Annotated in this window: 14 protein-coding genes; 6 read left to right on the top strand and 8 right to left on the bottom strand. The window is 52.7% G+C overall.

Annotated elements, in window-relative coordinates:
- Positions 1–8: 8 nt before the first annotated feature.
- Positions 9–509, top strand: coding sequence for a hypothetical protein (locus BARVI_RS01970; RefSeq protein ID WP_025277616.1), 501 nt, complete (start codon positions 9–11; stop codon positions 507–509).
- An 81-nt stretch (positions 510–590) separates the two neighbouring features.
- On the opposite strand, the gene BARVI_RS01965 is transcribed toward BARVI_RS01970, so the two are convergent.
- The 6 genes from BARVI_RS01965 to BARVI_RS01940 form a co-directional block, all read right to left on the bottom strand.
- Positions 591–2,678, bottom strand: coding sequence for a S8 family peptidase (locus tag BARVI_RS01965; RefSeq protein WP_025277615.1), 2,088 nt, complete (start codon positions 2,676–2,678; stop codon positions 591–593).
- Between the two features lie 168 nt (positions 2,679–2,846).
- A complete protein-coding gene (locus tag BARVI_RS01960; RefSeq protein WP_157232471.1) occupies positions 2,847–3,230 on the bottom strand; it encodes a hypothetical protein in 384 nt (127 codons plus the stop codon).
- Positions 3,231–3,599: 369 nt separating this feature from the next.
- Positions 3,600–4,712, bottom strand: a complete 1,113-nt coding sequence (locus tag BARVI_RS12850; RefSeq protein WP_051401063.1) for a TlpA disulfide reductase family protein — start codon at positions 4,710–4,712, stop codon at positions 3,600–3,602.
- A gap of 200 nt (positions 4,713–4,912) precedes the next feature.
- Complete coding sequence (locus BARVI_RS01950) at positions 4,913–5,176, bottom strand: hypothetical protein (protein ID WP_025277612.1); 264 nt, start codon at positions 5,174–5,176, stop codon at positions 4,913–4,915.
- Between the two features lies 1 nt (position 5,177).
- Positions 5,178–5,543, bottom strand: a complete 366-nt coding sequence (locus BARVI_RS01945) for a phage holin family protein (protein ID WP_038534234.1) — start codon at positions 5,541–5,543, stop codon at positions 5,178–5,180.
- A gap of 103 nt (positions 5,544–5,646) precedes the next feature.
- Positions 5,647–5,850: a YtxH domain-containing protein gene (locus tag BARVI_RS01940; RefSeq protein ID WP_025277610.1), complete on the bottom strand. Its 204-nt coding sequence runs from the start codon at positions 5,848–5,850 to the stop codon at positions 5,647–5,649.
- A 353-nt stretch (positions 5,851–6,203) separates the two neighbouring features.
- Between BARVI_RS01940 and uvrA the strand changes: the two genes are divergently transcribed.
- A complete protein-coding gene (gene uvrA / locus BARVI_RS01935; RefSeq protein ID WP_025277609.1) occupies positions 6,204–8,993 on the top strand; it encodes an excinuclease ABC subunit UvrA in 2,790 nt (929 codons plus the stop codon).
- Here the strand turns inward: uvrA and BARVI_RS01930 are convergent.
- Positions 8,990–9,493, bottom strand: coding sequence for a DUF4293 domain-containing protein (locus tag BARVI_RS01930; RefSeq protein ID WP_025277608.1), 504 nt, complete (start codon positions 9,491–9,493; stop codon positions 8,990–8,992). The two genes, uvrA and BARVI_RS01930, sit on opposite strands and share 4 nt — an antisense overlap.
- Before the next feature lie 275 nt (positions 9,494–9,768).
- Between BARVI_RS01930 and BARVI_RS01925 the strand changes: the two genes are divergently transcribed.
- The 4 genes from BARVI_RS01925 to mtgA all read left to right on the top strand — a co-directional run bounded on the left by BARVI_RS01925 (position 9,769) and on the right by mtgA (position 14,404).
- Positions 9,769–11,994, top strand: a complete 2,226-nt coding sequence (locus BARVI_RS01925; protein ID WP_025277607.1) for a tetratricopeptide repeat protein — start codon at positions 9,769–9,771, stop codon at positions 11,992–11,994.
- Between the two features lie 111 nt (positions 11,995–12,105).
- Positions 12,106–12,861 (top strand): hypothetical protein, encoded by a 756-nt coding sequence (locus BARVI_RS01920; protein ID WP_157232469.1) that lies wholly within the window; start codon positions 12,106–12,108, stop codon positions 12,859–12,861.
- Between the two features lie 3 nt (positions 12,862–12,864).
- A complete protein-coding gene (gene prmA, locus BARVI_RS01915) occupies positions 12,865–13,710 on the top strand; it encodes a 50S ribosomal protein L11 methyltransferase (protein WP_025277605.1) in 846 nt (281 codons plus the stop codon).
- Between the two features lie 7 nt (positions 13,711–13,717).
- Positions 13,718–14,404, top strand: coding sequence for a monofunctional biosynthetic peptidoglycan transglycosylase (gene mtgA / locus BARVI_RS01910; protein ID WP_025277604.1), 687 nt, complete (start codon positions 13,718–13,720; stop codon positions 14,402–14,404).
- Between the two features lie 17 nt (positions 14,405–14,421).
- Here mtgA and BARVI_RS01905 read toward each other — a convergent pair whose 3' ends face one another.
- Positions 14,422–14,880 carry a helix-turn-helix domain-containing protein gene (locus BARVI_RS01905; RefSeq protein WP_157232467.1) on the bottom strand — a complete coding sequence of 153 codons (459 nt, stop codon included), beginning with the start codon at positions 14,878–14,880 and terminating at the stop codon, positions 14,422–14,424.
- Positions 14,881–15,111 lie beyond the last annotated feature (231 nt).

Below are 15,111 nucleotides of genomic sequence, written 5' to 3'. Positions count from 1 at the left end.
ATGGCAATATGAGGATAAGACCCACGACAATCGACGACATCGAGCAGGTAATGCTCGTGTATGAGCAGGCCAAGCGCTTCATGCGGCAGAACGGCAATTTGCACCAGTGGACGGGAGGTTACCCTTCGCGCGAGATTCTCGAAGCCGACATCGCCACCGACAGCAGTTTTGTCTGCCTCGACGACACGCAGTCGATTGTAGGAACCTTCTGCTTTCGCTATGGGACGGCACCCGAACCCACCTATGCGACCATCTACGATGGGGCCTGGCTCAACGACAAGCCCTACGGGGTAATTCATCGCATTGCATCGGCCGGTAAGGTGGGCGGTATCTTTGCAGCCTGTTTGGATTGGTGCCGAGGCTACGTGGATAACATTCGCATCGACACCCACCGCGACAACCGGGTGATGCAGGAGTTGCTCATTCGTCACGGATTCAGCCGTTGCGGTATCATTTATCTGGCCAACGGCGACGAGCGTATCGCTTTTCAGCGGGAGTTTGACCGGTAGTCTGGTTGCGGAATAAATAGAGACGAAGAGGGGGCGGAAAGATTCTTTCCGCCCCCTCTTCGTTATGGTTGCCCCAGGTTGTTATTTCACGGTCAACTTGGTTGTGACGAGACCCTTTTCGCCCGTAATGCGCATGAGGTAGATGCCCGGAGCAATACCGTCCAGGGCGACGTCCGTCTGCTCACCGGCCTGTACATCGCCCACATACTGGCGATAAACCTCCGAGCCGTTGAGCGAGTAGAGAGCCACGCTCACCCCTTGGTCGTCGTTCGGCAACAGGAAATGGCATTCGGTTGTGGCCGGGTTGGGATAGACCATCGGGTGGGTAGGAGCACCCACCTTGTCCAAGCCCGAGACATCGCCCGAGAGATTGATACATTGAATCAACCCGTTATAGGCATCGAGTTTGCCGTAGCCCCAGCGGTTGTCGCCCACACCGGCAATCTCACCGGTATAGTTGTCGGTCTTGGCCGTTTTGGAAAAGACTTCACGCACCTCTTCGGGGGTAAGGGTCGGTCGGGCCTGCAACCAGGTAGCCAGCGTACCTGTCACGACAGGTGCAGCCATCGAGGTTCCTTCCATTGAGCCGTAGTAATATTTGGTGTCGTCTATATTCTCTATAGAAACTACATGTTCGTATTCCGATCCTCCACGTTGGCAAGTGGTACTGTTGAGCGACGATACGAGCATTGTGCCAGGGGCAGTAATATCGGGTTTCATACGTCCATCGATTGTGGGACCCTGGCTCGAGAAAGAGGCCAGTTGGTTTAGGGTTCGTCCCGAGCGGTTGTACAAGGAGCTGTAATAGTGCACGACGTTGTTGCAACTTGTATAGGCTCCTACCGAGATGATTCGTTTGCCGGTACCACCGATTTCACCCATGGTCGAGTGGGTGTCGCCGCTGGTAAACTCGTCATTACCCGAGTCGTAGAACCACGAATAAGAGGCATCGGTCCAGGAGTTTATGGTGGTCCCTTCGCTGCCCGATACCTCGAACCCGATGTAGTAGTTGTTTTTCAACGATTCCAATACGATATCGAGGGTCACGTTCCCTTTGTGGTTGTTGGGGTCGGTTGCTGCGCCAACAGTCACTTCGCCGAGAGAGCCTGAGGGGTTTTTGATTACTCTGCTTATGCCTGTGGTTGTTGAGAAGGCATCGGAGGTATATACCACTTTGTCATTGACTTTATCGTAGACAATTACCTTAACGGTGAAATCCTTGTCGGCATCGCCCCAAATATCGATGGAGCTTATCCAATATCCGTAATAGGGAGTAATTTCGACCAGACTCTTCATGGTTGTGTCATCGGCCGTGAAGGTCTTTTGAGCGTGTATGGGCATCTCGCCTTCGTTACCGGCGGCACCGACCAGCAGCCGGCCTTCGCCCTGCAACTCGTCGCAGATGCGGTCGAAGGTAGACGTACCGTCGTGAGGACCGAAGTGGTGCCCCAGACTCATGTTGATGACGCAGGGTTTTCCTACCGATTCGGCGTAGTCGTAGATGTATTTGATACCGTCGGTGATGCTGGTGTTGCTGCTGCTGTTGTCGGCCAGATTGTAGCTCACGAATACCAGGTCGGCATCGGGAGCGATACCGTAGTAGCTGTTTCCTTTATAGGCACCGGCAGCGATACCGGTCACATGGGTAGCATGGGTCTCTTCCTTGTCATCGTATTGGGCTGCCTCAATCTCCTCGGGAGTGGTATATTCGGTGCCATAATGATATCCTTGGGGAGCATTACCGATCACGTTTTGATTCCACACTCTTTTCAGACGCAGTTCGTTACTCTGCGAGTCATAAAAATTGATATGGTTGTATTGCAGCCCGCCGTCGATTATACCCACTACGACACCTTTTCCCGTGTAGGCCTGCGACAGTCCGGTTCCGGCATGCAGTGCATCGGCATTGGTGAATGCCGCGCTGCGCACGTTGTTCATGAGTTTGCGCACGGGACGACCGATTTCGACATATTTTACAGCCGGTAACTGGGATACGGCTTCCAGATTGTCGGCCGGAATACGAACCGAGAGTATGGTGCCATATTGGGCGTTGATGACTACGCCGTTCTCTTCGAGCCCTTCGAGGTTGTTTTCATCGTTGAGATGGAGGAAGGCCGATACGACGGTCTGATTCTTGTTTTGTGAAACAGCGTATACCGACTTTAACATCGAGCGTTTGGCCGCTGTTGTAGTTTCGTAACTGTGCAAAAAGTTTTGGGTCGATGGCGACATTTTTACATCGGCATTCAATCCCGGTTGGCAGAATGCCGCTAATAAACAAAACGAAAGTAAAACCTTTTTCATCGATTTAGTGATTATAGTTGTTGGTTCAATAGGTTATCGGTTGCGCACGGGCGAAGCTGCCTCGATATAGGTAATGCCCGGCAGGGTCACAAATTGGGGAAGGCTTCTTAGTGGAATGGCGAAACTATACATCGAGTTGTTGTATTTCACGCCGTATCCTCCCAATTGGGTGAGTGCGTCGACGTTAAATTCGTCGTTGGTGTGCAGAAATCCCGTCACGAGATATTCTCCGTTTTGCGGCCGCAATACGAATCGCTGAATCAGCCGTTCCGAGGGGACATACTCGTCGAGTGTCTTACCCGATTGTTTGAGATCGGCGGTCCAGGTATCCCAAAACATGCGGAATGAGGCTGATGCGGATACCTCTTGCGGCAGGGTGTAATCGGTCGTCACGACCGTATGCTCTGTTTTTGACATACTTTTATTTGTGTGGCAAGCTGCCAAGGCGATGATTAACATCGCTGTGCATATAAATTTCCACATAACAATATATTACTTTTAATAAGCATGCAAATTTAGAAATTTATTTTTTAAAATTGTTTTTAAAAAACGAAATAATGCTGTATACCCGTTGACGGAATTACATGGAATAGAAATCATATGTATAACGTTATACGCATTTCTGGTTTGTAACCGAAATTGAATCGGGAATAAGGATATAGATGGATATTCTCTGTTTTTTATTAATGGAATGAACCATTGCAAGGTGTTTTATGTTGTATACTGATTTTCAGTGGATTAAATATAATGAAAAATTTTAATATACTTACAGATAAGTTGATCCGTTTATAATGGTTTGAGCCGGGTTGAAAGCAGAGTATTCAGTTCAGATTCCGAAGGGTTATTGGCCACGATTCTTCCGTCGGGGCCGATAAGCACGAGGTGGGGGATACCCTGGATTACATACGAGAGAATGGCTTCGGAGTCCCACCCCTTGGGGTCGCCCAGTTGCGGCCAGTTCATCTGGTGGGCTCGCACGTAGTCGAGCCAGTCGCTGCGGTCGGTATCGAGCGAGATGCCTACAATCGAGAACCGCTGTTTGTCATATCGGTTGTAAAGTTGTTTCAGGTAGGGCGTTTGCCGTTGGCAGGGCGGGCACCACGAGGCCCAGAAGTCGAGCAGTACATAGCGCCCTTTCCCGATATATTGCGAGAGTGAGGCTTCGTGTCCGTCGGGTGTTTGCAGGGGCAGGTCGATGTAGGGCATGTCGGGGGCCACGTTTTTGAGCCGGGCCAGCATGCGGGCCACTTTGCGTATGGCCACATTCTTTCGGAAGGCCGGTGCTGCGTTGGCGATGAGTTGCCGTTGCTCGTCGGGAGTAAAGAGAAAACTGTTTTGCAGGAAGAGATAGACCGATGTCACGTTGTCGGTATTGGCTGCGATATACTCCCGGGTAATCTTTTCGAGACCCTTCTGTTCGATTTCAAAATCTTGTTTCAGGGCGAGGAAGGCACTGTCGGTCAGTTGCCCCGACAGGTAATCGTTCAGATATTGCCGGGCAATCGTCTGCATTTGCCGGTCGAACGACTGTCGCCTCTCTTCGTAGGCTTGCAGTCGGTCGTTCAAGGGTGTTCCGCCTATTTGAGTCACCGAATCGATAGAAACCTGTATTGTGCCAGGTTGAAGGGCAAGCAGCAGAGGGGGGAAGGTTGAAGCCCGCTCGTTGTCGGGTACCAGTATGGCGACGGCCGGTTCCCGCTGACGACCGTGAAAAGCGAAGTGTCCACCGTTGACCACGGCGCTGTCGATGATTTCAAAATGCTCTTGGTTCAACTTTTGCAGCAAGAGGAGGGTCCCGTCGGGCAGGAGGCTGGTTTCCCCCGCAATTTCATATTTCCCGTTACAGCCGGCCAAACTCAATCCGAGGGCTATGTATCCGATTAATCGTACTAATTTCATGGTTGTTGCACATTTCCGTTTATATGGTATAAACAGAAGATTTTCAACAAGGTTTAGCCGATGTGGGGGATTAACACCTGCTTGCGGCGTTAATTAAAGGGGGGGGCGATGGATTGACAGTCGGTCGGTGTGTGGAAATTCGGACTGGGGAATTAGGCCGCAGAGGGTTGGGACTGTGTTTGGGGATAACGGGGAATCAATCAGCGGAATCGACGAAACATGCGGACGATGCGGGAGACCAGTCGGAATCCCCACAGGGCACTTTCGAGCAGCGTGAATCCGCTCAGCAGGTTGCTGCCGATATATTTCGTGACCGACTTGGCTTCGGTGAAGGGTGACACGACTTGGCGATAGGCTTCGTCCACAGCCTTTCGTTGGTCGGCAATAGCGATTTTGAGAGCCTGCCGACGGGTGGCAATCTCTTCGAGCGTGAGCCCTTTTGAATGTGAGGTCGGTTTGTTCATGTTATTGAGGCTTTGAGTCGTTGTCGCTGTCCAGCAGGACACGTGAGATGAATCGGGTGATGGGGGCGAGAATGAGCCGTTGCTTGAAGATGACCACAAGGGCGATGAGCAACAGGAACAGGGCACCGAGCAGGGCGTAGCTGCCCACGATGCCCACGAGCGGTTCCAGCAGATAGACCAGCGCGAAGGAGAGGTATATGCCGGCTCCTACGGCGAGGACCAGGATAATGATAAACAGCACCGACATGCCCAGGATTACCGATAGTTTTTCGGTAGCCGTGAGCTTGGCATAATCGATTTGCAGGGTGAGGTATTTCTTGCCTTCGTCGAATAGTCTCTTCAATGCGTTTTCGGTAGTATCGGGCATAATGACTGGGATTAGAGGAGTAATCAATAATACATACCGATGAGAGTATCAAAGCCACCGGCGTAGGTGAGCCTTGATATCCTCATCGTTGCAGCGGTGCGAATTATTTCACACCCTTTACCTCTTCGGCAATTTGGTCGACGAGTTGTTCCATCTCTTCTTTTTTCAGACGGATTCCCTTGTCGTGAAGCATCTTGCAGATGCGAGCTCTTGTGTCGGACCCTTTTTCAGGGGCAAACAAGATACCGGCCATGGCACCCACGGCAGCTCCGCCGAGGAATGCAAACAGTAAATTAAGACCTTTCATAATCTTTGTTTTTTAATGAGACTATAAAGAGATAAGAGGAGGCGAGTGGCAAACGAAAAATACCTTTTCCGTGTAGGCCGTTCCACGTCCTGTCCTATCTACTCCAAAGATAACAAAAGAATTGGAATTTTGTTAGCCGACGGCCCGGGAATTTTGCTTTTATGAATTGTTTTACAAAAAATTATAAAGGAGGGTAGGTACCCGAATCACGTATCGCGAAAGTTCGTATCTTTGCAGTCGCTTTGCGGGGAAGGGGGTATCCCTTCAATCTGTGGCGTGTCGGGGCGGTAATGGAAGAGAGCCGTTGGGCCCGTGCGACAGAAGGCAGAGCAGTCAAAAGAATTCCTGAAATTATGTCTGAACAGTCAATCTTCATCAAAGGGGCACGAGTCAACAACCTGAAAAATATAGATGTAGAGATACCTCGCAACCGCTTTATTGTCATCACGGGGCTCTCGGGTTCGGGAAAATCGTCACTGGCCTTCGACACACTCTATGCCGAGGGGCAGCGCCGCTACGTCGAGAGCCTGTCGGCTTATGCCCGGCAGTTCCTGGGACGTATGAGTAAACCCGAGTGCGACTACATCAAGGGCATACCGCCAGCCATAGCCATCGAGCAGAAGGTCAACACGCGCAACCCGCGGTCGACGGTGGGTACCTCGACCGAAATCTACGACTACCTGCGCATGCTCTATGCCCGTATCGGGAAGACCTATTCGCCCGTGTCGGGAACCTTGGTCAAGAAACACCAGGTGGACGACGTGGTAAACTGTGCCCTCGGATTCCCCGACGGTACGCGCTTTGCCCTGCTCACCAACCTGTCGATTCCCGAAGGGCGTGACTTGAAGACACAGTTGCAAATCTTGCAGAAGGAGGGATTCCCGCGGGTCGAGGTGGACGGCTGCTTTGTGTCGATCGAAGAGTTGTTGGGCGGTGACACTCTGCCCGAAGCTTCGAAGGTGCGCCTGGTAATCGACCGGTTGAGCGTGTCGCACGAGAACGACACCGTCAGTCGGTTGGCCGATTCGGTCGAGACCGCCTTCTTCGAGGGGAATGGCGAGTGTACCGTTCAGATGCACACGCCCGAGGGGGTGCAGGAGTTCAACTTCTCGAAACGTTTCGAGGCCGACGGTATCACCTTCAACGAGCCGAGCGACTTGATGTTCAACTTCAACAACCCCGTGGGGGCCTGCCCCGAGTGCGAGGGATTCGGGCGGGTCATCGGTATCGATGAGGACCTGGTGGTGCCCAACAAGACCCTCTCGGTTTACGACGATGCCGTGATGTGCTGGCGGGGCGAGAAGATGAGCGAGTGGAAAAACGCACTCATTCGTCGGGCCGAGGCGTTGCATTTCCCCATACATCGCCCCTACTATAAGCTCACCGACCGCGAGAAAGATATTTTGTGGCACGGAGCCGGCGACTTCGAAGGAATCGACGGTTTCTTTGCCATGCTCGAAGCCAACCAGTACAAGATACAGTACCGGGTGATGCTCGCCCGCTACCGGGGCAAGACTACCTGCCCGGTGTGCAAGGGCAGCCGTCTGAAACCCGAAGCCGAATATGTGAAGGTGGGGGGCCGCTCCATTACCGAGTTGGTGAATCTGCCCATCGGCGAACTGAAAACCTTCTTCGACGAACTGCAACTCGACGAGCACGACTCGGCCATCGCCAAGCGATTGTTGACCGAGATTAGAAATCGTATACGCTTTTTGCAGGAGGTGGGGCTCGACTACCTCACGCTCAACCGGCTGTCGTCGACCCTCTCGGGCGGTGAGAGCCAGCGCATCAACCTGGCCACGTCGTTGGGCAGCAGTCTGGTGGGTTCGCTCTATATCCTCGACGAGCCCAGCATCGGGCTCCATTCGCGCGACACGCATCTGCTCATCAAAGTGCTGCGCGAGTTGCAGGAGCTGGGCAATACGGTTGTGGTCGTCGAGCACGACGAGGAGATAATCCGGGCAGCCGACTATATCATCGACATCGGTCCGTTGGCCGGTCGGCTGGGAGGCGAGGTGGTCTACCAGGGCGACCTCTCCCGGTTGCCCAAGGCCACCCGCAGCTACACCATGCGCTACCTGACCGGCGAGTGCAAGATCGAGGTGCCAGCTACCCGTCGCAAATGGAACCAGTATATCGAGGTCGAAGGGGCTGCCCAGAACAATCTGAAATCGGTCAACGTGAAATTCCCGCTCCGGGTCATGACGGTGGTCACGGGGGTGAGCGGTTCTGGCAAATCGTCGCTCGTGCGCGATGTCTTTTATCGCGGACTTCTGCGCTACTATGGCGAGGGGGGTGAGATGCCGGGGACCTATTCCCGATTCACGGGCGACATGGACCGCATCAAGGCGGTCGAGTTTGTCGACCAGAATCCCATCGGAAAATCGACCCGTTCCAATCCTGCCACCTATCTGAAAGCCTTCGACGAGATACGCAAGCTCTTTGCCGACCAGCAGGGGGCCAAGCAGATGGGATTTTCGCCTTCGTATTTCTCGTTCAACTCCGAGGGTGGACGCTGCGAAGAGTGCAAGGGCGAGGGTACCATCACGGTCGAGATGCAGTTCATGGCCGACATCGTGCTCGAATGCGAGGCCTGCCATGGAAAACGTTACAAACAGGAGGTGCTCGAAATAGAATATCGGGGCAAGAACATCAGCGACGTGCTCGACATGACCATCAATCAGGCCATCGAGTTCTTCTCGGAGGTTGACGGCAGTCAGGAGAAGCGCATTGTCAAGCGGTTGAAGCCGCTGCAAGATGTGGGCTTGGGATATATCAAGCTGGGACAATCGTCGTCGACCCTCTCGGGCGGTGAGAACCAGCGGGTCAAGCTCGCCTTCTTCCTCAGCAACGAGCGGCAGGAACCCACACTCTTCATCTTCGACGAGCCCACTACGGGGTTACATTTCCACGACATCAACACGTTGCTGAAATCATTCAACCAGCTGATCGAGCGCGGACACACCGTAGTGATTATCGAGCACAACATGGACGTCATCAAGTGTGCCGACCACATTATCGACATGGGGCCCGAAGGGGGTAAGGAGGGCGGATACGTCGTATGCACCGGCACACCCGAAGAGGTGGCCCGTTGCGAGGCCTCCTACACGGGGCGGTTCCTGAAAGAGAAGCTCGGCATTTAGCGAATGCGGTCCATGCTGCGCACCAGTTGCTCGTCCTTGTTGATGGCTTTGTAGGCCAGAACATCAAGCACGAGAGCGACGAAAGGCATGATGAGGTAGGCCGTCCACGACGTGTGGGTAGCAGCCAGGTCGCCGTGGAAGGTATAACCGCTCAGGAAGATGACAACGTAGAAGGTCACCAGGAAGAAGGCGTTGATCATGCAGATGCGGGCCTGTGTAGGTCGGTTTTTGTAAAGGAAGATGGCGATAATCGACAATACGGCAATAATCGTCCCCAGGGCAAATACACCCCATGTGGGTGTGAATACCGAGGTGCGTGCAATCGTAGCACCCGCTTCGGCAGCTTGTGCGGCAGGCTCGGCCATGACGGTCGATACCCCTTGCGCGGTGAAACTGTAAAGCCCGTCGGGAGTATCGAACTGGGCGATGGGACAGAAGAGGAACGTGGCCATCAATGCAGCGGCCAGCAGCAGATAAATCGATTGAATGCGTTGTATCATAATATAGGTGTATAAATCGGTTGAGTCATGCAAAATGCTGCATGATGTTGACAAAGATAGTGCAAAGCCCGGGGAGAAACAAATTTTGGACGGACGAGATTCTTGGCGAGCGATGACGCCGATGCAAAAATGGCAGGCCGTCAGGCGATTTTCGGGAAAACGTGGGGCCTGAAAATGTAAAAACGAAATAACCTTTTTGCGGCACACTATTTGCAGGCTAAGTTTGTTATATTGGAGAAAGCTCCGTAAATTTACTACCGTTTAGATTTGCACCGATGATTACAACCGAAATTGCCAAACAACAATACGAGATATACGCCTTGTTGGCCGAGCGCCGTTTGAAAGATGCCTTCGGCAAACTGGCTGTGCTGATTACCGAACTGCAAGACTGGCTCAGCCGTGACAAGCTCAACGAGATGGAGACGTCGTATAAATACATGATACAATACATGCTCGACGGGGTGGAGGACCCCGAGCGTAAGCGCATCTACGACCACCTGGTGGTATCGGCCTATGCGCTCACCGATCGGGTCTCCGACGAGTTGGCGGCCCCCGTGTCGCCTACCCAGTATTACGGCTGGAAACGTTACGCGACGGCCAGTCGGGCCAACGAGACACTAGCTTCGCAGTGCGACCGCTGCGACCAGGCGCTCAACGACCTCTCGCTGGCCTCGCTGTTGAGCGGGCAGGAGCAGGACGCCGCCAAGTTGAAATCGTTGAAACGTCGGGTGGAAGAGGAGGCCGGTATCCTGTTTATGGACGTGTGGACCAACTATCCGGCTCGTGAAGAGGACTACGCCACGTTGCGCGATGCCCTCTATGCCAACCGTTTCCCCGACGACCTGGTGGGGCTGTTGATTTCGGCCCTGTTGCTGAATCTGCTGCACCGTTTCGATGAGGAGAAGTTGCTCCTCTTGCTCGACGGCTACCGGCAGGAGTCGCCCGAGATACAGATGCGCTCGCTCTGTGCGGCACTGATTGTGATGTATATCTATCGCGAGCGGCTGTCGCTTTTCCCCCGGGTGCAGCACCGTATCGATGCGCTGGGTGAGGAGCCCCGTTTCAAGGGCGACGTGCGCACCGTCTTTCTGCAACTGATCAAGACCCAGGAGACCGAGAAGATTACCCGCAAGATGACCGAGGAGCTGCTGCCCGAGATGATGAAGCTGGGACCGTCGCTCTACAAAAAAATCAAACAGGAAGATTTGATGAACGACATCAATGCCCTCGAAGAGAATCCCGAGTGGCAGGATATGCTCGACAAGACCGGTATTGCCGACAAGTTGAAGGAGTTGACCGACTTGCAGATGGAGGGTGCCGATGTCTTCATGAGCACCTTTTCGCACCTGAAAAGTTTCCCTTTCTTCCAGTCGATACAGAACTGGTTCCTGCCGTTTAATCCCGAGCACACGGCGCTGTCGGGGTTGTTGGACGGCCAGGGGGGTGAGCGGTTCAAGAAGATGCTCTCGGCTTCGGCCCTGTTGTGCAACTCTGACAAATACTCGTTCTGCCTGAGTCTGTCGCAGGTGCCCGAGTCGCAACGTCAGATGATGATGGGCCAGTTCGGTGCCGAGAATGCTGCCATGCAGGAGATGGCCAACGAGGAGCTGATGAAAAAGGAGAAGAGCCGCGAGAACATCTCCAACCGGTATATCCAGGACCTTTACCGCTTCTTTAAGCTCTATATCCGCCGCTCGGAGTTTACCGACCCCTTTGCCGGCCACATCAACCTGCTGCATGTGTCGGTTCTGGAACCGCTGTTAAGCGGGCAGGAGAGCCTGCGACTCATTGGCGAATACTATTTTCGTCGGGGATATTACGACGAGGCCCTCGAACTCTTCGAACGACTCTCGGCTACCTATCACTCCGACGCCGAGGTGTACCAGAAGATTGGCTTCTGTTACCAGAAGCAGGGCGAATATGCCGAGGCCCTCGAAGCCTTCCTCAAAGCCGAGATTATTGCCCCCGACAACTTCTGGACCATTCGCCGCATAGCAACCTGTTATCGCAATTTGAAGAAGCCCGAGATGGCCCTCTCGTATTATCACAGGGCCGAGAAGATACAGCCCGATAACCTGTCGGTGCAGATGAATATCGGCCACTGCTATGTCGAGCAGAAGGATTATGAAGAGGCGTTGAAATACTATTTCAAGGTCGACTACCTCGACCCCGACGGCGGGAAGGCTTGGCAGCCGATTGCCTGGTGTTCGTTCCTGGTGGGGAAGAAGGAGCAGGCCCGTCGCTATTACGCGAAGATTCTGGCCGGGAAACCCACCGCCCTCGACTACCTCAATGCCGGGCATGTAGAGTTTTCGCTGGGGCATATCCGGCAGGCCATCGACTACTATCGGCGCAGCATCGAACTCGACGGTGGCAATACGGCCAAATTCCTGGCCAACTTCAAGCAGGATATTCCCGACCTCGTCTCGGCCGGTATCTCGTCGAGCGATATACCCATCTTGCTCGACCAGCTCATGTATGGCATCACCGATGCCCGTTAAGGCCTTTTCGAGCAGTCGGGTAGGGAGGCAAACCCTATTTTTGCTCCGCAGGATATTCACTTTCGGGTTTTATTGCCTATCTTTGCACCCTCGTACAGAGGAGGATTAATTATGAAACGAATCGTATGTCTGCTGCTCCTTTGCGTGGCTTTTGCACAATTGCCCGTGAGGGGAGCTTCGCTCGCTGACTATCGCGAGAAGTTGTATGACCTGTTTATCGAGCAGAAGATTCCGCAGTGGGGCGCCGTCTTGACACAGATGAGTGCCGACAAGTCGTGTGCGACCCTCGACGGTCGTCATGAAATCTTGTGCGGTTATTACGGACTGGTGGGCCATCTGGTCGACAAAAAGCGGAAAACCGAGGCGCAGAACTATCTGAAAACCGCATTGGCTCTCTCGGAAAAATATCAGAAGCTATATCCGCAAGATGCCCGATTCAAGGCCCTGTATGCCAATTTGCTGGGTCTTAAAATCGCTCTTTCCCCCTTGAAGGCGACCACGTTGGCACCCTCCATGCTCTCTTCGGCACGTGAGGCCTACAAGCTCGCTCCCAACGACAGTTGGGTCTCTATCTTGTATGGCAACATACTCTTCTACATGCCTGGTATGTTTGGCGGCGATAAGGCCGAAGGGTTGAAATGCTATCAGCATGCCCGTCAGAGTATGGAGAAGAATGCTTCGCTCAATGCACATCATTGGCTCTATGTGCAGTTGCTGGTAACCATCGGGGTGGTCAACGAACGAAATGAGCACTACGAACAGGCGTTGTCCATGTATAAAACTATCATGAATAAATATCCCGGTTATGCTTTTGTGCGCGATGTGCTCTATCCGCGTGCTCAGAAAGCCATGCGGGAGAAACGATAAACTATGAACGACTATATGCAGGTGCGGCTCGATGCAGAGCCGTGTAGCGAGGTGGTCACCGATGTGCTGGCTGCCATGCTGGGTGAAATCGGTTACGAAAGTTTTGTCCCCGACGAGAAGGGGGTGACCGCTTTTGTTCCGCAGGGAAAATACGACGAAGCAGAGCTTGAAGCCGTGTTGGACCGCTTTCCCCTCGACGGCGTTTCACTTTCTCGGCAAGTCACTTTCGTGGCAGGGAAGGACTGGAACGAAGAGTGGGAGAAGAACTACTTCAAGCCCATTGTCGTGGGCGATGAATGTGTGATACACAGCACCTTTCACAAAGATGTGCCTCAGGCCCGCTACGATGTACTCATCGACCCCAAGATGGCGTTCGGTACTGGACATCACGAAACGACTACCCTCATGCTGCAAGCCATACTGGCTACCGATTTCACCGGTCGTTCGGTACTCGACATGGGGTGTGGTACGGCTGTGTTGGCCATACTGGCCGGCATGAAAGGAGCTTCGCCTATTGTGGCGGTCGACATCGACGAGTTTGCCACCGAGAATGCCGTGGAGAATGTGCGGTTGAATCACCTGCCCGATATTGAGGTGCGCCTGGGTGGTGTCGAGGCGTTGAAGCCGGAGACCTTCGATTTTATCTTCGCCAACATCAACCGCAATATCCTGTTGGCCGACATGCATGCCTACGTCGCACACATGAAGAGCGGGTCGCGGTTGTTCATGAGCGGATTTTATGTGGAAGACATTCCCGCGATACAGGCCGAGGCCGAGCGGCTGGGGCTGCGCCTGGCCGGTCACGCCGAGAAAAACCGATGGGCCCGGGTCGAGTGTATAAAAGATTGATGAAATTATGATGCGTACCATTTGGCGTTGGACAAAACGCATAGTCCTCTTCTTCTTCCTGTCGACCGTCTTCGTTGTGCTGCTGTACCGGTTTATCCCCGTGTATGTTACCCCGTTGATGGTAATCCGGACAGTCGAGCAGTTGGCCGATGGCAAGAAGGTCGAGTGGCATCATCGGTGGGTCCCCATCGAAAAGATGTCGCGCCATATGCCCATGGCGGTAATAGCCTCCGAGGATAATCGGTTCATGACCCATCACGGTTTCGACTTCGAGGAGTTGAAGAAAGTCATCGAGGAGAACAAGCACCGCAAGCGTCCGCGCGGCGCCAGCACCATTACGCAGCAGACCGCCAAAAACGTATTTCTGTGGCCCGGTCACTCCTATGTGCGCAAAGGATTGGAAGCCTATTTTACCGTACTCATCGAACTCTTTTGGGGGAAAGAGCGTATCATGGAGGTCTATCTCAACTCGATAGAGACGGGCAGGGGCATCTATGGGGTCGAGTCGGTAGCCCGGCAGCACTTTCACAAGTCGGCATCCCGGCTCACACGCTCGCAATGCGCTCTTATTGCCGCTACGTTGCCCAATCCTCGACGTTTCAATTCGGCTGCACCTTCGGGGTATATGTTAAGGCGTCAGTCTCAAATCGTGTCGTTGATGGGGAAAATAGCGCCGGTCGATTTTACGAAATAGAGATGGTAGGGTAGGGACTACTGTCCTTGATGTTGTAGCTCTTGTTGGAGCAACTCGATTCTCTTCTGATAGTTTTGAATAAGCTCTTGCAGGAGTTCGATTTCCTGTCGTTTGGAAGCAATCAAATCAGGTTTTTCGATTGATGAATTTTTAATATTTTTATAGATTTTAGAGGCTTCGGAAACAGTTGAATCCTCATCTTCCTGCCATGCCTGATATTTGGCCGAACTAATAAAATAGGATTCTCCGCACTCCTCATTATTGACCCATGTAAAGAAATTGGTAATAGGAATTTTCCAGTGGTTGGCTATATTCAGTAACACATTGATATTCATGTTTCCACCTCTTACAGCCTTGCCTATGGTATTCTTGTCTAATCCCAGTTCTTTGGCAGCTTCCTTGTATGTAAGCTTTTTCTGATGCAGAAATTTTCGCAGCAGATCGCCAGAATAGACCAGTTTTTTACCCTCATTCATATAGATCGATGTGTAAATGATTAAATCTGAACAACCTATTATGGTAGGTTGCCTGTTACTAATATACAAAAAAAATGAGAATCGGGTTACCCGAATCCCTTTATACAAAAGGGGTTCGAGAGCTCTCCCTTATTTGTGGAAAAGTCTTTTGCAGGGAGGGGAATGACAGGTATAAAAATTACAGAAAAAATTCTTTATTTCAAACTATTTATACTACTTTTGTTCTCGGTT

Source organism: Barnesiella viscericola DSM 18177 (genome assembly GCF_000512915.1).
GTDB classification, from domain to species: domain Bacteria; phylum Bacteroidota; class Bacteroidia; order Bacteroidales; family Barnesiellaceae; genus Barnesiella; species Barnesiella viscericola.
Note: the sequence above shows the minus strand (reverse complement) of the source record. Positions and strands in the feature narration are given on the sequence as shown.